This window comes from Bacillus sp. JJ1562 (genome assembly GCF_036962705.1).
Taxonomy (GTDB): Bacteria; Bacillota; Bacilli; order Bacillales; family Bacillaceae_L; genus Ferdinandcohnia.
Genome location: NZ_JBALOQ010000008.1, coordinates 18,040 through 39,567, shown reverse-complemented (window position 1 = coordinate 39,567; position 21,528 = coordinate 18,040). Strand labels below are relative to the sequence as shown.

Sequence of the window (21,528 nt, the reverse complement as noted above, 5' to 3'; positions counted from 1 at the left end):
ATCCTCCCACTAATGTTACATAACATAAAACTAACACAGATTAAGTAACATGACAAGAAAATTGCTTACAAATTCATTGAAGAAAGTTTTCCCTGTTTTTCTGTAAATATTAATAAAGCCGGGAAAAACGCCTCAAATTCTATTCCAAAAAAGGATTATTTTATTTAATGCAGGGCAAATTATAAAAAATATTTTTAACAATTATCACCATTATCACTATGGAAAGGAGTTTTAAATGTATGAGTAAGATTGCATGGATCGTCATCGCCTTGCTTCTTGTAATTGCCATCGGAGCTGGTGTCATAATTTCACAAAACATCGGCGAAGAGGAACAGGCAGAACAAGGCCTTGAAAACCAAGAAGAAGCAAATCAGAAAGTAGACAAAGACAAGCATTTTTCCGTACAACACAAAGATTATCCAGGAAAAATGGCTCCTAAATTTTCGGCGGATGATTTAACTGCTGCACCCGCAGGAGATTGGATCACTAACGGCGGAAATATCTATAATGGAAGGTACTCTCCATTAGATAAACTCAACAAATCAAATGTAAAAGGTTTAAAAGCTGAATGGGTCACAAGTCTTGGCTCTGGCTATGAGTTCAAGTATTCAGGTGAAGCAACGCCGATTGTTTATGATGGGGTTATGTTCACCATTACTGGAGCTAACGATGTTCAAGCGATTGATGCGAAAACCGGTGAGTTAATTTGGGAATACCGTCCTCAATTAGCAGCAAATCTAGATACCGTATGCTGTGGCTGGACAAGTCGCGGTGTAGCATTAGGTGACGGAAAAGTATTTATTGGAGCTTTAGATGGAAGATTAATTGCCTTAAATCAAAAAACAGGTGAATTTGTTTGGGAAACAAAAGTTGAAGATCCTGAAAAAGGTTACACCATTACAAGTGCACCACTTTATTATAACGGAATGCTATATACTGGGATTGCCGGTGGTGAATATGGTATTCGTGGGTTTGTTGCCGCATATGATGCTGGGAAGGGTGAACAGCTTTGGAAAACCTACACCATTCCTGGTCCTGATGAAGTTGGGCATGACACATGGCCACAGGACAATGATTCCTGGAAAAAAGGTGGAGCACCTGTTTGGCAAACGCCAGCGATTGACCCAGAATTAGGACTTATCTATTTCTCTACTGGTAACACTGCTCCTGACCTTGATGGAAGTAACCGTGAAGGAGACAATTTATTTGCGGATTCAGTTCTCGCATTAGATGCGAAAACTGGGGAATACAAATGGCACTTCCAAGAAGTACACCATGATATTTGGGATTATGATGCACCAAACCCGGTCGTTCTGTTTGATGTAGAGAAGGATGGAAAGATGAGAAAAGGAATTGCTCAAGCTGGAAAAACAGGCTGGATCTACATATTGGACCGAACAAACGGAGAGCCACTGGTCGGTATAGAAGAAAAACCAGTTCCACAGGAGCCGAGACAAAAGACATCACCTACTCAGCCATTCCCTGTCGGAGATGCGTTCATTCCACAGACAGTAACGGAGGAGGATGTGAAAAGAGACCTTCCAGAAGATTGGAAAGGTATCATAGGTAATATTTTTACACCGTTCTGGGATGAACCAGTTACAGTAAAACCAGGACCTCAAGGTGGAGCAAACTGGCCACCATCGGCCTATAACCCGAATACCGAACTTTTCTACGTACAAGCGAATGATACTTATTTTTCATTCGCACATAACGAAGAAGATGAAGCGAATAATTTCAAAGAAGGGGAAGTATGGCTCGGAAGTATCATGCAACCAGTAGCATACGCACCTGGACTTGGAACGGTAACGGCACTAGATATTAAAACCAATAAAATAGTTTGGCAAAAAAAGTGGGATCAGATTGCCTATAGTGGCCTTTTAACAACAAAAGGTGATCTCCTTTTTGCAGGACATAATGATGGACGAATAATTGCATATGATGCAACAAACGGAGACGAGCTATGGGAGTTTACAATGGATGCGGGAGCAAACGCACCTCCTATCACCTATGAAATTGATGGTAAGCAATATATCTCAATTTTTGCAGCAGGTAATTCGCTTGCAGGAACTACTCACGGTGACAAGATTTACACATTCTCTTTAGAAGGTGCTTATACATCACTAGAAGATATACCTGAAGATAAAATCAACAAATCACCAACAGCTAATGACCCTGCTGCTACCGATAAAAAGCAGGATGCAGAAGAAAAAGACAAATCAACTGCACATGAGGGCTTGGATGTATACAAAAACAACTGCTTGGCTTGTCATGGTGACAACGGTGTCGGTGGTCACAATGGACCAAAACTTCAAAATAACGAATTAGTCCAAGACACGGAAAGATTAATCGATCAAATTAAAAATGGTAGCGCCGGAATGCCTCCATTTAAAGACACAATAGATGATAATCAAATTAATGCGTTAGTTGAGTATTTACAAGGGCTTGGGAAATGACAGAAAAGGTAATCGTTCGTTGAGCGATTACCTTTTTTCTTTCATAAATAATTTAAATCATCTACATATATTTTTAGGAGTCGGTGAAAATTAAATCTCGCACATAGGAAACTAACATTGATGCATTTCAATAAATCGCAAAAAGGGAAAGTTAACTTCTTAAATTAGAAGTAACCTTCAAAAAAATTTCTAGTGACTTTAAACTATCCTACTACTAAACTATTTCCCGTTGCCAGAAACGATGTCCTTTTACAGCATTGATAAATTCCTTTGTAAATTGTCCCTTATCGTCTGCCATAACGACACCAGGAGAGTTTTCAATGCGATTAACTTCTAGCCACTTCTTCCCTTCTCCCATTGCACCAATTGGCTTATAATGTGTGAAGGCTTCATGAATAAAATGCGCTGCATCTTTATTGAACTTTTTGCTCGTTCTACTTCCCCTCACCATAAGTATTGCATCAAATAATACCGATGCAGTTGTTAAAAAGGTGTGGTCAACCTTAAGCTCGGTACCATCTGAGCCTTTAACAGCACCTAATTTTTCACTAATGGTTTCAGGTTGGATTCCATTCGCTTTCAATTCATCTAGTACATTTTTTACATCTGGACCATTAAAACCATCGGTAAGAATTACCGCGACTTTCCTAGTCTTAGGGCTGAATTTTGTGTTGAGCTGACTAAGTGCAGGTGAGGATTTTTTTACGTTCGATCCTCCACCTTTTGGCGGATTAACCCCTAGATAATTTGCTATATCGGTTGCCAATCCAAGATTAACATTCGCAAACATGTCTACCGCTTGCAGCTGAACTGATTTACTCTGAACTTTGCCTAACTCAAATTGAAAAGCGTTAGTTATATGTTCTTTTTCAGGTTGACTCATGCTATTCCAGAAAAGGGTAGCTTGTGAAAAATGATCTTTAAAGCTATCACTTCTAGCTTGTATTTTGCGTCCTTCTACTTTTTCCTGATAATGGGCAAAGCCACCTTCTTCAACACTTGCTGGTGCAGGTGTATTCCCCGCTAATGAATTTTTGTGATAGCTCACCTTGCCCACATTAATTGTTTGACGGTGATAGCCATCGCGCTGATTATTATGAAATGGACAAACTGGGCGGTTAATCGGAATCTCATGGAAGTTTGGTCCACCAAGACGGATTAACTGTGTATCCGTATAAGAAAATAATCGTCCCTGTAATAATGGATCATTCGTAAAATCAATACCTGGCACCACATGTCCGGGGTGAAAAGCAACTTGTTCTATTTCTGCAAATGCATTATCCACATTTCGATTTAGCGTCATTCTGCCAATCATTCTCACTGGAACATCTTCCTCAGGCCAAATCTTTGTGGCATCTAATATATCAAAATCAAATTTAAACTCATCACTTTCATCAAGAATTTGGACACCTAATTCAAACTCAGGAAAATTCCCTTTCTCAATGTTTTCCCATAAGTCTCGGCGATGGAAGTCAGGATCCTCTCCGGAAATTTTTTGTGCTTCATCCCACACCAGAGAATGTGCACCAAGCTTTGATCTCCAATGGAACTTAACAAAGTGTGATTTACCTGCCTCATTAACTAGACGGAAAGTGTGAACTCCGAATCCATCCATCGTCCGGAAGCTTCTTGGAATCGCTCGGTCGGACATCAGCCACATGATCATATGGGCGGTTTCTTGGTTATTCGCGACAAAATCCCAAAATGTATCATGGGCGGAGGATGCTTGTGGTATCTCATTGTGCGGCTCCGGTTTGATTGCGTGCACCATGTCCGGAAATTTAATTGCATCTTGGATAAAAAAGATTGGGATATTATTACCCACTAAATCATAATTGCCCTCTTCTGTATAAAACTTGGTGGCAAATCCCCGAACATCACGTACCGTATCAGCTGAACCTCTTGAACCGACGACGGTGGAAAACCTAACAAAAACCGGTGTTTTCATAGTTGGATCCTGTAAGAACTTTGCTCTCGTATACTTCTTCATGCTATCGCCATACACTTGGAATTCACCAAATGCTGCAAAACCACGAGCATGAACGACCCGCTCTGGAATTCGTTCATGATCAAAGTGGGTCATTTTTTCACGAAAATGAAAATCCTCCATTATGGTAGGGCCGCGTACCCCTGCTTTTAAGGAAAATTCATCATTAGATACCTTTAACCCTTGATTTGTCGTAAGCTTTTGACCCTTGTCATCTACCCGGAATTTGTCTAACTGCTCATCCTTGCTGTTTCTATTTTTCTTACGATCATCGCTCAATTCACCATGCCTCCTCTCTCGTTACATACTATGAAAAGCCGGAATCCATTATTCTCTATTTAAAGCTCTGTTAAAAAGGTAAAACATTGATTGAATCTGGCGAATAAACTCCAATAAAAAGAGACAGAGTTTTTGGCTCTGCCCATACTAGTAGGTTAACGAAAGATATTTTCCGTAGATTACATAATATTAATGATGCTCATGTTCAGCTTCAGCTTTTGTTTTTTGGACTGTGCCGAATGGGTGGTTTGGTGGTCCGTAGATGGTATACAGTTTTAACGGGATGTTTCCTGTATTGGTTACATTGTGCCAGGTACCAGCAGGTACGAAAATGGCTGAATCGTCATTGACTCTACGCACAAAGTCTAAATGGTCTTTTCTATTCCCCATTTGAACAATGCCGTTCCCTTGTTCAATACGCAAGAATTGGTCAACATGTGGATGCATCTCCAGCCCAATATCTTCACCAACATGTAGACTCATTAAAGTCACCTGCAAGTGGTCGCCTGTCCAAATCGCAGTGCGATAGGTATTGTTATGCTTAGTGGCTTCATTTATATTGACTACATATGGCTTTTTTCCATGATCTTTGATCTCATATTTTTCTCTATACATGGGTGTTTGATAATAATCCCAGTGATGCATAGGGACATTCATATAGTACGGATGATGATGATGGTCATAATAATGGTGGTCATAATAATGGTGGTGATGATGATATGGATACACATAAGGTACATAATACATTTTTTCCTGATCCCTCCACAGATTGATAAATTATTCTATGCACACTTAACCGTGAAGGTGACCTAGAAAAAACATGTTATACTATTTTCATTAACTACCCTGGGGTGAGGCTATGTGGAATCTAACGAAACAAGCGAAAGAAAAATTTTCAAAGTGTAATACTCTACCGATTCACGAATCTGATGAAGATTGGGAGTATTCATTAAGAGAGGCCAAAGAAGAAGGCGAGGATATTTTTTCTCGATTAAAAGAAGAACTTGAGGAAGTGAAAGAGGAACTCCTGCAGATTTTACCAGAGCGTTTCATCCAGTATGTGAAGAATGGAACCTTAAATCTGCCAACATTGCCTAAATCCGTTCGCGATGATTACCTGCAATGGATGCATGAGTCCGACACAGAATTTGAGCAAATTTTAGATGCTGCCCATGAACAAACAGCAAATGCTGTTACTTTTTTATCAGATGCCGTTCAAGATGTCTTCGCGGAAAGCTTGCACGATTCAACCATTGAGCGCATCGAGCGTGAAGGTAATACGCTTCACCTGTATATCAATACGGATGGCGGTTTCTCATCGAAAGCTCATATTCATTTCATTTTTGAAAATGTATTAACTGAAGAATCCGATGAACCGTTAGAGGTCGGACATTGGATTGTCTATTATGAGTTGCAGAAAACAGACGATGGTTTTGCTTTTCGTGTGTTGTTCGAATGTCCTGAAACCGAATGGACAATTTCCATGAAGAGTTTGGATGCATATTATCTTTATCGTCCGGCTCAATATACTTTACTGAATCATGAAGAAAAATTGGAAGAGACAACATTTGAGGATTATGTTGCACAATTAAATCCGGACTTTCGCTATTGGCTGAATACTCCCCATTTGACAAGTGCCATCAAAGCATTCTCTGAACCTATCACATTAGAAAATGGGAAGCTTGAATTTACACAAAATGAAATGATTGTTACAGTCGGGAATAAGTCCTTTACTTATGATTTGGAAGAGTACAATCCAATTCAGTTTATTTATACGGATGTTTATGAAGACCCATATGCACATTTGGATGAACCAATACCCACGGATGAAATCGAAGCGTCAGCACTAAGCGATGATTTGGAGATGCAAGTACGAGCTTGGAATACGATGTACAATAACCCACTTGAATTAGCGGAAATGATCAATCGGGTTTTGACTAAGATGACTATTACCGAAGAGAATGAAATGATAGCAAGTGTTTATGCAAACCATTTTTATAAAACTGGAATCTTAACCGACGACGTTGTCGAAAAATATCGTTCATTGATTGAATAGTGTGGGACACAGGTCACTCGTCCCAGTTTGGGGACAAGGGACCTGTCCATGTAACCCATCATCGAATATGGTCGGCATATGGGTCATATATGCCAGTGAGAAGCAGAACACTTACTATTGCAATTGATATCCCTATACCTAGTAGTCCATATCTTGTAATCTTGCTGAGGATTTTGTTTGCAAGGACACCTAAAATAATAAAATTGAACGCAAGGGGTATTATGATAGACCTAGACCAATATTCATCCTCTACTCCTAGATTTATTCTGTTTCTATCATTTGTCTTAACTTTTCTGTTCCATCGGGTCTGACAATGTACGTTGTACTTTCATGACCAACATACATCAATATACTTTCATCCCCTTCATTCCCCAGTGAAAGATGAAGACCATGGGTACTGCCATCCGCATATTGGACCAATATGTCGAAATCCGGACGGTTCTTTTTTACGATGCCATTTGTTTGTACTGTACTTTTCACGACTTCTTCAAAGACCTGCACCATTTCTTCAGAATCTATGGTGGTAAAATAATTTTCATTTAATCCCCCATACCCTTCAGACTCAGATATCGATATTTTACTAATGGCGTTGAGCACTAACCCTCCCTTTGGTGATTGACAACCAACCAGGATAAATATAGTAATAACGGTTAATAGCAGTTTTTCCATACGTTCTCCCTTCCCTTACATACGTGCCAGCATTATTGCGAATAAGGTCATAAATATTACGATAAGTGATATCAACAGTACCACCGCAGCAGGAATCAGATTCTTTCCCTTTTTAATCGTATAAAAGGCTGCAACTAATCCATATCCAGCCGTTCCCAAACTAAATATAGAAGGAGTGGGCTCAGGTATTCGCGCTAATGCCGTACTGAAAAACAACAGAAAAAAGAGATTTTGCAATAAAAGCGCAATTAGTAACACCTTGTTAATCATCTGGTTGCTCCCTAATTTAAATTTACCATTAGTTTACTACGAATTTTATTGATTATCAATAAATATTTATTATTTATTGCTATATAATTATTGTTATGTCGAAATCACTACAAAAAATAGGGCATCCTAGATAGGATAGCCCTGTTAAAAATTCTATAATTCATCCAACCCAACAATTTCCCCTGTTGTTGCGTTTACTCCAAACTGGCAATCAAATTTTCCGCAAAGCACATACTGTTTTTGGCCAAAGTCATATACATAATAAGGTATTAGCCCGAACTTATCTTTAAGTTTTTCATAGGCTTCATCCCTATTGATTACCACTTCTCCAGGTACTTCGAATTCATCAAACATCTTTAGCATCATATGGTTGTCCATATAATTTACAGCATGAAAGCTCTTTGGATCAATCATAACATTCACTTTCCGCTGAAATACTCGATTATCCTGCTTGCTCGCTCTTAGTATGGCATGAATATATCCCTTTTCACGATGGAGTGATTTTAAAATCCAGAATCCAGAATCGTTTGGATATTCCTTCCTTAAAAAATCCCTTACCTCGATAGCACATTTTTCTTGCTCAACTTCAGTGATTGGATGTGAATCAGGAGAGGCTTCACCTGAAAAGGCATGTTCTGTCGTAACCTGCTCCTGCCAATTTATCTCTTTTCTTTCAAACGTTGCATCAAGTGGCTCGTCCCAATGCAAAGCTTTATCCATTTTTAAATAACCTCTTACATCAACGATAGTCTCAAAAGGGATCGTGGATGACAGATCATTCCGAACATATATCTCTTCCACTGCAAAAGCCGCCACTAAACGTTTTTGTTCAAATAAAGGAAATTCCAGCAACTTCAATTGTTCCTTAGCTAAGTTTTCTACTTTATCAAGGGATAATGTGTATGGCTCCACCTCGACCATTTCTTTTGTAGGAAAAAGACCATGGACAGAAAATAAAGTGAGCCTACCGTCTTGATCAAATCTCACCTCAATATACCCAGATGGTGAGACGGCGACACCGTCGATGCATTCACTAAAATGCATCTCTCCCTCTTCATCCTTACGAAGCTGGAATTGTTGCTCATATATTAATCCCGTTTCTTGCTCAATCCATTTAATGATGTCATTTTTACCAGTAAAGGTCACCCCGTTTTTTGCGGGTGTCTGACCCATCACGAATATAACCCTCTGAAACTTCCCGCTATGTATGTCTATTTCAACTACTGCTGTTCCATCTGGATTTTCATCCTCATCAACTGGAACTATAACATCGTTTGGAAACCATTCCATTGATAATGAATAATTCGTTTCATTAAATATATTTACATCGCGATTGAAACTGTGACTTTTTAGGTTATAGTTCCATAACCCAAATTTTTCTCTTGTTAATTCAATTAATTCCTGTATTCTTTCATCCATCATTTTCCCTCCGTTTTTGGTACAAGGAACCTATCCACTTTTCCCACTAAACATTCGAAATTACATAATATATGGTCAACACAAATATCACTAAACCGAATACGACTCCAAAAACAGCTCCTAAAAGGTTCGATTTCCAAGTATAGCCCTTCATATCTGATTCAGATGTAGATCGGTCGACCTTTCGTATATGAACAAGCATTGCAATGTTAGTTCCAACTAAAATCATTAAGGTCATCATAAGCATAATGACAGGATCGAATTGAAACGTATTATCTTCAAAACTAAGACTCATATAAAATTGGGAAAACATGACTATACTCAGTACAAAACTCCACCCATTGCCAACTTTACGGATTTTCGACCATTCGTCACCCATTTTTTGTTTTTCATAGGTTGCTACTTTTTCAAGAATAGGAATGAATGATTTCGTAGAATCTCCTTTTACAAAACCATAAATAGACTGAATAAGAATGAAAACTGCTAACGCAAAGAAAAAGTGTGGAAATCTAATTGTAAATACATTTATAATCGTAAAAAAGAGTATGAGAACTATTAGCATCGTTCCATTTATCAAAAGAATTTGGTTAACTCGCATTTTATGAATTTCCTTTGAACCCATTTGCATCCCCCGTCTTTGCTCGATGTTTTATTTATTACGCTATAAACCCTTTCTAACTACTACGAATCACACATCAATCGGTTTCATAAATTTTCCAACGGCTTATTTTTACTGGACGAAATCAAGTACAGTAAACGATGTTCTAGTATTTTTCCAATAGACCACAAAGGAGCTAAAAAAACGGTATAACCTTGAGGGTAGTTAAAATATTGATAAGTTGTGTTTATCCTTTTTATTTAAATAGGGTTAGCTCTATTTAGAATAGAACTAACCCTTCTCAACTACCTTGAAAGCACTCGTTCAATTTCTCGGTTCAATACATCAATATTTACCGGCTTTACTGGTGAGTTATTCAACTTATATTTTTCTTTTAATTGAAGGATTCTACCTACACTTTCGTCAATTCTCTTCTCGGAAATTTCTCCGTTTGCAACTGCCTTTTTGATTGAGTTTCGGACATGAACGACTTTGTCGTAATCATGTGCCACCATGACAATATCACTACCCGCTTTTATCGATTGTACTGCAGCCTTGCCAATATCATAATCATTGGTGATTGCCTTCATGAAAAAGTCATCGGTGATAACCACACCATTAAAACCAAGTTCCTTACGAAGAATATCCGTAATAATCTTTTTTGACATGGATGACGGAAAGGTTTTATCAAGGGCCGGAACTAAAATATGGCCAATCATCACCATGTCTGCACCTTCATTGACTGCCTGTCGAAATGGAATGAATTCCAAGTTCTCAAGCTCTTCACGTGTTTTATCGACCTTCGGCAACTCCAGATGAGAATCGACATGTGTATCCCCATGTCCTGGAAAATGCTTGACCGCGGAAATAATAGACTGGGATTGTAGCCCTTTCATTGTTTGAACCCCAAGCTTACCTACAGTCTCTGGATCACTGCTAAAAGAACGGTTCCCGATTACCGGATTATCCGGGTTACTATTAACATCAAGTACTGGGGCAAAATTCACATTAAAGCCAAATGCCTGCAGTTCTTTCCCAAGGACTGTGCCAAGATCATTTGATAGGGCCGGATCATTTATTTTTCCAATTTCTAAATTGGTTGGAAAATCAAGTAATCCTCCTGGTAGCTTCGAGATTCGGCCACCCTCCTGATCAACACCAAAAAACAAAGGGATATTTCCTTGATTTGCTTGCTTGATTTTATTCACATAGGTTACGGTTTGTTTTGGACTTACTAAATTGTCACCATTAAAAATGATACCCCCGACATGGTATTTCGTAATTAATTGGTTCATCTTCGAATTCATTTTAGTTCCGGAAATTCCCGCAAAAATCATTTGGCCAATTTTTCCATCTAAACTTAATCCTTCGTTCTCATCGACTGGTTTTTGAATTTCTGTTACGACAGAAATATGATGAACTGTTGGGTTAGGTTCTTGCTCAGTCTGCTTTGGTAAAATCCACTTCAACTGAAAAGCAGAATTCACTTGGTATATTAAGATAATTTGGTTCACATTTTCATCCTGATAATACTTGACCTCATCCGGTTCACCCATTGAACTTTTTATATCTTCAAAATGAATATGTGTTAAACCTGAATCGTATGAGCGAATATCGAAAGCATGTTGATCCTTAAATCCAATTGTCACATCATGGTCCGAATAATCCGCGAAATCTCCAAACGAAGTTTCATCAATTGTTTGCGGATCACCCCATTGTTCCTGTACTTCCTTTAAATTCGTCTGTCCAGCTATAAAAGTAACATGCGGAACCTTCCCAGTTTTCGCTAGAGAAAAAACTTCCTTAACCACCTCAATGGGATTCATTTCTTCTACAGGAGCTTCTTGTGTCTCCTCCTCTATTTCTTCACCTTCATCTGGTTGAATTGACTCCTCACTTGGAGCAGTCTGTTCACTTTGCCGATCCTGCCCTTTTACAATAAACAAATAAAGCAAACCAACCACTAAAGCAATGGAGAGTAAACAAATCAATCCTTTTTTATACATAGACTCCTCCCTGCTATTTTTTCCTCTATAATATTAGACTCCTCTAATGCAGAAAACGTTACACAGGGAAATGGGTTCCGTGTCCCAACAAAACGAAGTGAGGCAAGGGTTTACAGCCCTTGCCTCACTATCATATTACCTGTCCCCGTGTTCCGGCAAAATCACCGAAACCTCTGTTCCAACGTTTTTCAAAGATTCAACCATTATATCCCCGTCGTGTAGTTTTGCAATTTGCATGGCGATGCTCATGCCTAGTCCTGTGCCTTCTACATGTTCATCTGTGTTGGTTCCTCGATAATACCTATCAAATAAATGCTTCATTGTCGCCTCGTCCATGCCGATCCCCTTATCCTTTACCACCATTTTGATTTCGTCGTTATTTTCCTCTAAAATGATTTCAATGCTTGTTCCTGGTGGATTGTGCTTCATTGCATTATAGATAAGGTTATCCAACATCCTTTTAAACAACCGTTTGTTTACACTTATAAATCTATTAGTTTGTAAGGGAGCAAAGGAAATCGGATAGTCTTTTAAAATACGATCTCTTTGAAACTTTTCTAAAATACTCTCAATAAATGAATTAAACGCAACCCTCTCGAACTGAATTTGATTCGCACCATTTTTCAATTGAAAACTTAATGAAAAATCCTCTATCAGATGTAGCATATAATCACTTTTTTCACGTATCGTTTTCCCTATTTCTTCTAGTTCATCCTTGGACCAATCATATTGGCCACTTTCTAATAAGGTTCCATATCCCTGCATTGTCGACAATGGTGTGCGTAAATCATGAGAAATTCCTGTCATCCATTCGGAGCGAGTTTGCTCTAATTGCTCGCGTTCTTTTCTTGATGCATCGAGTTTACCTGCCATTTCATGAAAGGCCTCAAATACCTCTTGATAAAGCTTAAATCGCAAACGAACTTTCCCATTCTTCCGGTACACCTTTTTCCTTTCACGCTCTGTTAGTACTTCACTATAGTTTTCATTTCCCATCCTGCCAAGCCAGTTAGCAAAAATAAACAGTGGGTTTCCATAACGAAATCCGTTCCATATCGAAATTGCGATTGTAATAAAGAGGATAATTGCTCCTGTAATTAGAAATCCTCTCCCAACATCAAGATACGTTTCTAGTTTCACTTCATTTTTATTTTCATTTGGTGTATGCAATTCCCATACTACTCCAGTACTTGGGTCTTCTAATGTCGTTCTTTTTGTTGAAAAAATATCAGGCGCAACATCCCTTACAAATACATCCAGTGGCTTCTCTTCTTCAGGGATTTTTGTGCCTATTGTTTGTAGCAATGTCTCATCAGTACGATAAATCTTTAGAGTTCCATTTTGCTTTTCTAGGAAATTTTCAAACTTTGGTCGGTCAGCTTCTCCAATTGCCCCACTTGCCCCATACTCTTTAACAATTTCATTCAGTAATAGGTTTGCAGCATCTTGATAACCTAAAACAAATAAGTACGGTGTCTCATAAAATGTTTCCAAGTAAAAAGCAAGTGAAAAATTTTGTAATTGCTTTGTTTCTTTTATATTCTTCAAATCGTGGTACGTATATTTGGTTGGAATTTCATCTGGAACATTTCCGGAATCAATTACGTTTCCCTCGTGATCAATAATTTGCACCCAAATTTGTTCCTTTTCTAAATCTTTATCCCAGCCTTTGTTCATCTCAAGTTTTGAAAAGGAAATGCCGGTGTTTACCGAAATCGACTCTAATTTTGCCTGATAATAATTATAATTGGATGAATCCACTGCATAAAAACCGATAACAATTAAAAGTGTTAATAAAACAATAATAATCATTAGAGCAGCAACTGAAATAAACTGTAATGAAAAATGCAGAAATAAACGCCATCTAAGCTTTGTCATGATTGATTTCCTTTTACAAGTTTATAGCCAAGCCCTCTTACTGTAAGTAAATGCTGTGGATTACTTGGGTCTTTTTCAATTCTTTCTCTAATTCTTCTAATATGTACAGAAACCGTATTCTCATCTACATAACTATCAAAGCCCCAAACTGCTTCTAGCAATGTTGATTTAGAAAGAACGATATTCGGATGCTTGCAAAAATAAAGTAATAGCAAATATACCTGAGTTGGACATGGTACTGAATGTCCGTTTACGACTAATTCCCCAGCGTCTTCATCTAATAAAAATCGCCCAAAATCGTATTGCCTAGATTTGGCGGGGTTAGCAGCTGGAGTTGTTTTAGAACTTCTTCTTAGATATGCTTTAATTCTTGCTGCCACCTCCAACGGATTAAACGGCTTTGTCACATAATCATCTCCGCCTGTTGCAAATCCTGTTAACACATCTAAATCTGACACTCTAGCAGTTAGAAATAATATGTAAGCTGAGGATATCTCACGGATCTTCGGACAAAAATCAAATCCACTACCATCCGGAAGCATCACATCAAGAATAATAATATCAATCTGATTTTTTTGGAGAATGGAGAGGGCATCCTGACCAGTATGTGCCATGAATATATTCTGGAACCCTTCCTTTTTTAACATCATCTCTAGCATTTTCACAATCGCTTTCTCATCATCTACTATTAAAATATTTGTCATATCATTCATAGGTCCCACCTCCTAGTTATCATAACAGAGCAAGTTTACGAACAGTTGAACAAAACGAAGAAAATTTTATGCATTCGTAAAGTAATGTTCAATTTATAGAAATCTCCTCCCTATACCATGAAGGTAGTTCAAGAATGAAAGGGAGAAAAAAATGAAAAAACGAGTTAGGTTGATTGATGGTCTTAGAGGATTTAGTCTAATTGGAATCTTAATTGCAAATATGCTAATTTTCCAATTTGGCATGTTTGGAAAAGATCAATTAGAGAACTATCGGCTTTTGTCAACTGACGAAACCGCCTATATGTGGATAAAAATCTTTGTGGAAAGTAGCTTTATGCCAATCTTTATGTTTTTATTTGGGTTTTCAATGATTAAGCTAACTGAAAAACTTGAAAGTAACGGAAAAAAGATTAAACGACACCTACTACGTCGGTTCATTCTGTTGATGACGTTTGGCTTGCTTCATTCTATCTTTGTTTGGGAAGGAGATATATTATTTACTTATGGATTAATCGGATTACTCATGATTGTTTTTGTTAAGCGAAAGAAAAAAACGATACTTATTTGGGCCGTTACGTTGTTTTCCTTAACCACCTTGTTGGGTATAGCCGGTGCTAATGAGGAATGGGAACAACCCAAGAATTTAGATTCCTATATTCAAATGGAATACGATACCTATTCTAACGGAGATTATTGGGAAGCCTATGAGTTTCGGAATAGCGGAGAAGATCCATATGGTTTTCCTGGTTATGTATACCTTATCATGTTATTACTTATGCCACTTTTGACGTGTCCAATGTTTTTATTTGGAATGTATGCTTCAAGAAGCGGATGGTTCTCTAACCCTGAGGAAGAAAAAAAGAGATATATTTGGTTTGCGTGGCTATTTCTACCAACCGGATTAGCGTTGAAATCATTACTTTATCTGTTTCCGAAACAAATATGGACGGAATCGATTTATATGATAGGTGGTCCTATACTTTCAGTCGGTTACATCTTCTTATTTGCTTATTTTCACACAAAAGGTGAATCGGTAATTCAATCTTTGTTTGAAAATGTAGGGCGTCTCTCCATGACGAATTATCTATTCCATAGTATCATTTGTACCCTTATCTTTTATGAATATGGTCTCGGTTTATTCGGGAAGATTGGTGTTCTAAATGGAATTTTGTTAGGCATCTTAATTTACTTAGTGCAGATTATACTTAGCCATTATTATCTTAAGATCTGGAGAATAGGACCTTTTGAGAAAATTATGAGAATCGGTACCTATATGACTTGGCGGGGAATTCCAAAATCCAAAACTACAAATATACCATTACAGGAAAAAGCCCTGCATTAATCTGAAGCAGAGGTGAGAGGGAAATGGGGACTTACTACCCCTTTCTTTTTCTATTAGCCATAAATATATTTTATTAGCCGTTTTATTGATTTATTGACCATATAATTTCAGTAATAGCCGTATTTACAAATTATTAGCCGTATATTGAAAAACGCCGCACGTCTTAGGACTGCGGCGACTTGACATGGGTAAACTTTATTGTTGGAAGCTTAGTCTTGTTAAAACTTCTTCAAAAAGACCTTCTCCATTAAGTGGTCTTCGCCCTTTTTTAATACAATTTGTGCTCTCCGGCGTGTTGGTAGGATGTTTTCCCGTAAATTTTTCGCGTTGATTTCTTCCCAGATATTGGTCGCTGTTTGAATAGCCTCTTCCTTTGATAAAGTCGTGTAACGGTGAAAGTATGACATTGGATTCTGAAATGCTGTTTTTTGCAGCGTCAAAAATCGTTCAATGTACCATTTTTTGATATTCCGTACATCCGCATCAATATAAATGGAGAAATCAAAAAAATCACTAACAAACACAGAATGGGATTTGCTGACTTGTAGAACATTAATCCCTTCTACGATTAATATATCTGGTCGATCAATAACCTCAACTTTATCATTCAGCACATCATATGTTAAATGGGAGTACAGTGGTGCGTCCACTCTCGGTTTGCCAGATTTCACTTTCATCATAAACTGAATTAACTTTTGAGTATCATAGCTTTCAGGAAACCCTTTTCGGCTCATAAGCCCCTTGCTTTCTAAAGTTGCATTCGGATATAAGAATCCATCGGTTGTAACTAATCCTACTTTTTTATGGTTATCCCACCGCGATAATAGGGTTTGAAGTACTCTCGCTGCGGTACTCTTACCTACTGCAACACTTCCCGCAATCCCAATAATATATGGAACTTTTTTAGCTTTATAGTCCAAAAAGGAGTTGGTTACTCCTTGTAGCTGTTGCGAGGCTTCCACTTTTAAATTAATTAAACGAGTCAATGGTAGATAGATTTCTTCTACTTCTCGAAGTGAAATTTCTTCGTTTATACCTTTAATGCTCTCAAGCTCTTCGGCAGTCAGCAACAACGGAGTCTTATTGCGCAGTTCCGCCCACTTGTCTCTATTAAATTCAATATAGTTTGTTAACGGATTCATAACATTTACCTCAAATTTAGATTCTTGTCCATTTTATCAAATTGCAGCTAGTTTGAATAGAATGGATGTAATTGACTTTAATCTATGACAATCCCCCAATGCACCTCTTTGTTTAAAAACATGTCAAAATAGTTATTCAATTATAACACTTCTAGGAGAAATTGTATGTAAAAAATAGGCATCTGCCCTTTAGAGGACAGACGCCTACACTTTGAAAATTACTTAAACTCACTCATTACACATTGAGTGTTATGCTTTATTTGTCATTATGTCGATTTATTTTAAATAAATATTTTTAGTCTACTTCTATTAAAACCGCCTTTGGTAAGCCAGTAGTCCCCGACGTATAAAGGATGAAAAGAGGATGATTGAAAGGGACTCGAGTAAACTCCAGATGAGAGCTTCCATTTTGACATAATTCCTGCCAATCGACCAGCGATGAAAGCATTCATAAGGTAGGAGCGGAAAACCGACCTTTTGGGAAAACTTCATCAAATTTTACTGTGAGATCCAAGTTTCACTTGGCTCCCATAGAACCTTGGATTCTAGTAAGCTGTAGCCTTCTTCTCGCTACACTCATCCCTTAGTTCATAATTTAATAGATTCATTTACAATCATCCCCTACCTCTAGTGGTAGGGGAATTCTCAATAATAAAAGTTAAATTTCGCATGCATAAGTCACAATTGAACCTCTGATACGCTGTGCTTCCTTATAGGTACATCTGTTTTGAACAACCTCAAGGCCTGCTTCTTTAGCAACCTCAACTGCTCGAGGGGAAATAACACCTTCTTGGAGCCAGAAAACTTTTGGCTGTATTTTTGCTGCTTCTGCCGCTACGCCAATCGCCGCTTCAGGACTTCTGAATACTTGAACGATATCAACCTTAAACGGAATAGAAGTTAGATCTGGATATGCCTGCTCTCCAAGTACTTCTGTTTCTCTTGGATTAACAGGTATAATTTTATAACCAAGACGCTGCATTTTCCGTGCAAGTCTGTAACTTGGGCGGGCTGGATTTCCACTTAGACCAACGACAGCAATTGTTTTGGCGCGCTGAACTTCCTTTCCTTCAACCTCTTCGCGAATAAATGTAGATTGAAGTGCCCAGCGTATTACTCCCTCATCGTTAACCGCTGTATCGCCTTTTTGTTCACCTTTTGATGAAATTCCTGTCGCTTCATAAAATGCCTGATCCAAATCATTTACTAAATCACGGTATGATTCAATTCCAACCGATAGTCGGATTAACTCTTCACTAACTCCTGTTTTTACTAACTCTTCCGCACTTAACTGCTGGTGGGTTGTTGATGCAGGGTGGATAATAAGTGATTTCGCATCACCAACATTTGCCACATGTGACCATAATGCAATATTATCAATAACCTTTTTACCAATATCCCTACCACCCTTAATACCAAAGTTTACGATAGAACCAAAACCATCTCGTAAATATTTGGTTGCTAGCTCATGGGCTGGATGTTCTTCAAGACCAGGGTAGGATACCCATTCGACCGAAGGATGTTCTTTTAGGAAATTTGCAACACGTAATGCATTTTCATTATGCTTTTCGATACGCAGGTGTAATGTTTCAAGACCCTGTATCAATAGGAATGCACTATGTGGACTTAAAGATGAACCAAAGTCTCTTAAAAGCTGAACTCTAAGCTTTGTACTAAATGCTAAAGTCCCGAATTCATTCGCATATCGAATTCCGTTATAGCTTGAATCTGGCTCAGTAAAACCTGGAAACTTCTCACTGTTCCAATTAAAACGTCCACCGTCAACTACAACTCCACCAATCGTTGTCCCATGTCCGCCAATCCACTTTGTTGCGGAGTGAATCACAATATCCGCTCCCCATTGGATTGGTTTACATAGATATGGTGATGCAAATGTGTTATCAATAATGAGCGGTACTCCATTTTCATGTGCAATTGCTGATACTGCTTCAATATCTAATACATGCAAGCTTGGGTTTCCAATGGTTTCAGCAAATACAGCCTTTGTTTTCGGCGTAATAGCTTTTCTAAAATTCTCAGGATCTGTTGGATCAACGAAATGAGTCTTAATTCCATATTTCGGTAGTGTAACAGCGAAAAGATTGTAAGTTCCGCCATATAAATTTGAAGCTGCTACAATTTCATCTCCTGCTTCCGCAACGTTCATGATGGAGAGAGCAATCGCGGCCATTCCCGAAGATGTTGCTACAGCTGCGACACCATCCTCCAATAACGCAATTCGTTTCTCAAGCACATCAACAGTTGGGTTACCAATACGAGAATAAATATTCCCTGACTCATCAAGACTAAAAAGACTTTGAGCATGGTCAGTATTATGAAATACGAATGAACTTGTTTGATAAATTGGTACTGCTCGTGAACCAGTTGTCGGATCTGGTGATTGACCTCCATGTAAAAGTATCGTCTCATCATCATACGTTTCATATTGTTTTGTCATTATTTTGACCTCCAAATTTATATTTTTACAAATTTGCTAGATAAGTACTTACTTTATGTAAATAAAAAGCCCCCTCAACATAAGAAGAGGGGGCCTCATCTTATCTTTCAGATGCTGAGCGCATCTGCAGGAATTAGCACCTTTTCAAGCTTTCACTTGAAGGTTGCCGGACTTCTTCGGGCCTGTTCCCTCAGTCTCTCTGGATAAGAAATCTTTTATTAAATTGACGCACTAATACGTTAATTCTTCAACTTTATAAAGTATTATAGAATAGTTTGTTTTTTCAGTCAATGTATTTTTTGAAAAATTTATTTTTTTATAAAATTGACGCCACCCTATTTCTTGTTACAACAAGGAAATGTGGCATCCTATCCACCCAATTTTCTTTCGCAATTTATTGATAAGCGCAGATTTTGGTAAAAATAACAAACCCCTTCTGTAAGAATACAGAAGGGGTGCAAGAATATACACATTCATCATACGACCGCCTTCTCATCTTCGGAATAGAAATACTTCCTCTGAACTTGGCACCGTGCATTCAAATGCTGGTTGCCGAGGTTTCACAGGGTCAGCCCCTCCACCTCTCTTGATAAGAAGAATTGCATTATTTGACTATATATTAGAAATGTTAAACATTTTAGATGATTTAGTCAATGGATTTTTATAAAGTTTTAAATAATCTAACTAGGGTTACGTTTTTACTTCCTAAACTCTTTCAATCTTTCATTTAGTGTCTTTGTTTGTGTATAAACCTGTTGATAGATTGCAAATAGCTTCTGATATGCCTCCACATTTTCTGGAATTGGTTCATATGTTTTGGAGGTTTCGAGGAATGCACCGGCACACTCTTTTAATGAGGTAAACCAGCCAGATCCATATGCAGCAAGCATTGCCGCCCCCATTCCAGGACCTTGTTCAGAAGTTAATTTTTCTATTTTCGCATTAAAAATATCAGCCTGCATTTGTAGCCAAGTTTCGTTTTTCGCACCGCCACCAATTGAAATAATGGTATCAATTGTTTTTCCACTGTTTCTAAAAATCTCAATGGACTCGTTTAACGAAAATGTAATACCTTCAAGAACTGCACGTGCAAAATGCTTTCGTTCATGGGATGCATCAATACCAATAAAACTGCCTCGAATGTTTGAATCTGCATGAGGGGTCCGCTCCCCAACGATGTAAGGAGTAAATAATAGACCATTGCTACCAGCTGGCACTTCATCGACACCTTCTAAAAAATGATCAAAAGCTTCGTCCTTTGCAAAAGTATCCTTGAACCAACTTAAGCTAAAGCCTGCCGCAAGAGTCACGCCCATCGTATAATATGTATTTTCCTCACCATGATTGAAGTAGTGAACCTTGCCTTCGAAATCAAGGTCATTGCGCTCTTCATAAGACAAAACAACACCTGAAGTTCCGATGCTACAAAGGGTTTTCCCTTCTGATAAAATGCCTGAACCGATTGCACCACAAGCATTATCAGCTCCTCCAGCAAAAACCTTAGTTTCCCTAGAAAGACCAGTCACTTCCGCAAATTCAGAGGTAACCATACCAATAAAAGCATGGGATTCGACTAATGGTGGACAGAATTTCGGTTCGAGACCAAAAGTCTCTAACACTTCCTTGCTCCATTCACGTTTTGACACATTTAGCATCAATGTCCCCGCTGCATCAGAATACTCCATATGTACACCACCTGTAATACGGTAGCGTAAATAATCCTTAGGAAGCAAGAATACGTTAGAGCGTTCGAAAACCTGCGGCTCATTTTCTTTTACCCAAAGAATTTTCGGCAAAGTAAAACCTTCTAATGCTGGGTTCTTTGTGACTTCTAAAAGACGTTCCTTTCCGAAAGCCTCATAGATTTCCTCACACTGCTTTGTAGTTCTTGTATCATTCCATAAAATCGCGTTCCGCAATACTTGGTTTTCATTATCAAGTAGAACAAGTCCATGCATTTGTCCGGAAAAGCTTATTCCTTCAATATCATTGACGTCGCCATCAAATTGCTCAACAAGTTCTTTAAGACCAGCAGTTGTCTTTTCAACCCATTCTTCTGGAATTTGTTCACTATAGCCTGATTTTCCAATAATGAGAGGATATGATTTCGATACCTCACTGACCACTTCTCCATTTTGATTGACAAGTAAAATCTTAACTGCACTTGTCCCAAGGTCCACACCGATTACATATTTCATCCGTATCATCCTTTTCTATGAAAATGTGCTGGAACAGTGTACTTCCAGCACATTCAA

16 protein-coding genes and 2 riboswitches are annotated in these 21,528 nt (G+C 38.2%); of the genes, 3 read left to right on the top strand and 13 right to left on the bottom strand.

Going from position 1 to position 21,528, the window contains the following annotated elements:
• Positions 1–239: 239 nt before the first annotated feature.
• A complete protein-coding gene (locus V7097_RS05645; protein ID WP_335702628.1) occupies positions 240–2,456 on the top strand; it encodes a PQQ-dependent dehydrogenase, methanol/ethanol family in 2,217 nt (738 codons plus the stop codon).
• 214 nt (positions 2,457–2,670) lie between these two features.
• Here the strand turns inward: V7097_RS05645 and V7097_RS05640 are convergent, their stop codons facing one another.
• Both V7097_RS05640 and V7097_RS05635 read right to left on the bottom strand, forming a co-directional pair.
• The gene (locus V7097_RS05640; RefSeq protein WP_335702627.1) at positions 2,671–4,722 is read right to left on the bottom strand and encodes a catalase; all 2,052 of its coding nucleotides are present in this window, start codon (positions 4,720–4,722) and stop codon (positions 2,671–2,673) included.
• A 189-nt stretch (positions 4,723–4,911) separates the two neighbouring features.
• Positions 4,912–5,367: a cupin domain-containing protein gene (locus tag V7097_RS05635; RefSeq protein WP_335702722.1), complete on the bottom strand. Its 456-nt coding sequence runs from the start codon at positions 5,365–5,367 to the stop codon at positions 4,912–4,914.
• A 214-nt stretch (positions 5,368–5,581) separates the two neighbouring features.
• Here V7097_RS05635 and V7097_RS05630 point away from each other — a divergent pair, with 214 nt between their 5' ends.
• Positions 5,582–6,778, top strand: coding sequence for a DUF4085 family protein (locus V7097_RS05630; protein WP_335702626.1), 1,197 nt, complete (start codon positions 5,582–5,584; stop codon positions 6,776–6,778).
• A gap of 261 nt (positions 6,779–7,039) precedes the next feature.
• Here the strand turns inward: V7097_RS05630 and V7097_RS05625 are convergent, their stop codons facing one another.
• From V7097_RS05625 to V7097_RS05595, 7 genes are all read right to left on the bottom strand, one after another.
• Positions 7,040–7,447: a hypothetical protein gene (locus V7097_RS05625; protein ID WP_335702625.1), complete on the bottom strand. Its 408-nt coding sequence runs from the start codon at positions 7,445–7,447 to the stop codon at positions 7,040–7,042.
• 15 nt (positions 7,448–7,462) lie between these two features.
• A complete protein-coding gene (locus V7097_RS05620; protein WP_335702624.1) occupies positions 7,463–7,717 on the bottom strand; it encodes a hypothetical protein in 255 nt (84 codons plus the stop codon).
• A 153-nt stretch (positions 7,718–7,870) separates the two neighbouring features.
• Positions 7,871–9,136, bottom strand: a complete 1,266-nt coding sequence (locus V7097_RS05615; protein ID WP_335702623.1) for a hypothetical protein — start codon at positions 9,134–9,136, stop codon at positions 7,871–7,873.
• A 46-nt stretch (positions 9,137–9,182) separates the two neighbouring features.
• On the bottom strand, positions 9,183–9,758 hold the full coding sequence (locus tag V7097_RS05610; RefSeq protein ID WP_335702622.1) for a hypothetical protein: 576 nt from the start codon (positions 9,756–9,758) through the stop codon (positions 9,183–9,185).
• 281 nt (positions 9,759–10,039) lie between these two features.
• The gene (gene nagZ / locus V7097_RS05605) at positions 10,040–11,740 is read right to left on the bottom strand and encodes a beta-N-acetylhexosaminidase (protein WP_335702621.1); all 1,701 of its coding nucleotides are present in this window, start codon (positions 11,738–11,740) and stop codon (positions 10,040–10,042) included.
• Positions 11,741–11,875: 135 nt separating this feature from the next.
• Entirely contained in the window at positions 11,876–13,618 is a 1,743-nt protein-coding gene (locus tag V7097_RS05600) for a sensor histidine kinase (RefSeq protein WP_335702620.1), read from the bottom strand.
• Entirely contained in the window at positions 13,615–14,331 is a 717-nt protein-coding gene (locus V7097_RS05595) for a response regulator transcription factor (RefSeq protein ID WP_335702619.1), read from the bottom strand. The genes V7097_RS05600 and V7097_RS05595 overlap by 4 nt, the downstream gene beginning before the upstream one ends.
• Positions 14,332–14,482: 151 nt before the next feature.
• Here V7097_RS05595 and V7097_RS05590 point away from each other — a divergent pair, with 151 nt between their 5' ends.
• Positions 14,483–15,673, top strand: coding sequence for a DUF418 domain-containing protein (locus tag V7097_RS05590; protein ID WP_335702618.1), 1,191 nt, complete (start codon positions 14,483–14,485; stop codon positions 15,671–15,673).
• A gap of 218 nt (positions 15,674–15,891) precedes the next feature.
• On the opposite strand, the gene coaA is transcribed toward V7097_RS05590, so the two are convergent.
• From coaA to xylB, 4 genes are all read right to left on the bottom strand, one after another.
• On the bottom strand, positions 15,892–16,815 hold the full coding sequence (coaA, locus tag V7097_RS05585) for a type I pantothenate kinase (protein WP_335702617.1): 924 nt from the start codon (positions 16,813–16,815) through the stop codon (positions 15,892–15,894).
• Between the two features lie 295 nt (positions 16,816–17,110).
• Entirely contained in the window at positions 17,111–17,263 is a 153-nt protein-coding gene (locus tag V7097_RS05580) for an AMP-binding protein (RefSeq protein ID WP_335702616.1), read from the bottom strand.
• A gap of 210 nt (positions 17,264–17,473) precedes the next feature.
• On the bottom strand, positions 17,474–19,273 hold the full coding sequence (locus tag V7097_RS05575) for a PLP-dependent aspartate aminotransferase family protein (RefSeq protein ID WP_335702615.1): 1,800 nt from the start codon (positions 19,271–19,273) through the stop codon (positions 17,474–17,476).
• Between the two features lie 97 nt (positions 19,274–19,370).
• Positions 19,371–19,483, bottom strand: a riboswitch (SAM riboswitch).
• A gap of 279 nt (positions 19,484–19,762) precedes the next feature.
• A riboswitch (SAM riboswitch) is annotated at positions 19,763–19,869 on the bottom strand.
• Positions 19,870–19,971: 102 nt separating this feature from the next.
• Positions 19,972–21,471: a xylulokinase gene (xylB, locus tag V7097_RS05570; RefSeq protein ID WP_335702614.1), complete on the bottom strand. Its 1,500-nt coding sequence runs from the start codon at positions 21,469–21,471 to the stop codon at positions 19,972–19,974.
• Between the last annotated feature and the right edge of the window lie 57 nt (positions 21,472–21,528).

Coding starts and splice junctions, on each gene's coding strand:
- V7097_RS05575 (WP_335702615.1), bottom strand. CDS start 19,273: ATGACAAAACAATATGAAACGTATGATGATGAGACGATACTTTTACAT.
- V7097_RS05620 (WP_335702624.1), bottom strand. CDS start 7,717: ATGATTAACAAGGTGTTACTAATTGCGCTTTTATTGCAAAATCTCTTT.
- V7097_RS05615 (WP_335702623.1), bottom strand. CDS start 9,136: ATGGATGAAAGAATACAGGAATTAATTGAATTAACAAGAGAAAAATTT.
- V7097_RS05630 (WP_335702626.1), top strand. CDS start 5,582: ATGTGGAATCTAACGAAACAAGCGAAAGAAAAATTTTCAAAGTGTAAT.
- coaA (WP_335702617.1), bottom strand. CDS start 16,815: ATGAATCCGTTAACAAACTATATTGAATTTAATAGAGACAAGTGGGCG.
- V7097_RS05635 (WP_335702722.1), bottom strand. CDS start 5,367: ATGCATCACTGGGATTATTATCAAACACCCATGTATAGAGAAAAATAT.
- V7097_RS05595 (WP_335702619.1), bottom strand. CDS start 14,331: ATGAATGATATGACAAATATTTTAATAGTAGATGATGAGAAAGCGATT.
- V7097_RS05580 (WP_335702616.1), bottom strand. CDS start 17,263: ATGCTTTCATCGCTGGTCGATTGGCAGGAATTATGTCAAAATGGAAGC.
- V7097_RS05625 (WP_335702625.1), bottom strand. CDS start 7,447: ATGGAAAAACTGCTATTAACCGTTATTACTATATTTATCCTGGTTGGT.
- V7097_RS05645 (WP_335702628.1), top strand. CDS start 240: ATGAGTAAGATTGCATGGATCGTCATCGCCTTGCTTCTTGTAATTGCC.
- V7097_RS05610 (WP_335702622.1), bottom strand. CDS start 9,758: ATGGGTTCAAAGGAAATTCATAAAATGCGAGTTAACCAAATTCTTTTG.
- V7097_RS05600 (WP_335702620.1), bottom strand. CDS start 13,618: ATGACAAAGCTTAGATGGCGTTTATTTCTGCATTTTTCATTACAGTTT.
- xylB (WP_335702614.1), bottom strand. CDS start 21,471: ATGAAATATGTAATCGGTGTGGACCTTGGGACAAGTGCAGTTAAGATT.
- V7097_RS05590 (WP_335702618.1), top strand. CDS start 14,483: ATGAAAAAACGAGTTAGGTTGATTGATGGTCTTAGAGGATTTAGTCTA.
- nagZ (WP_335702621.1), bottom strand. CDS start 11,740: ATGTATAAAAAAGGATTGATTTGTTTACTCTCCATTGCTTTAGTGGTT.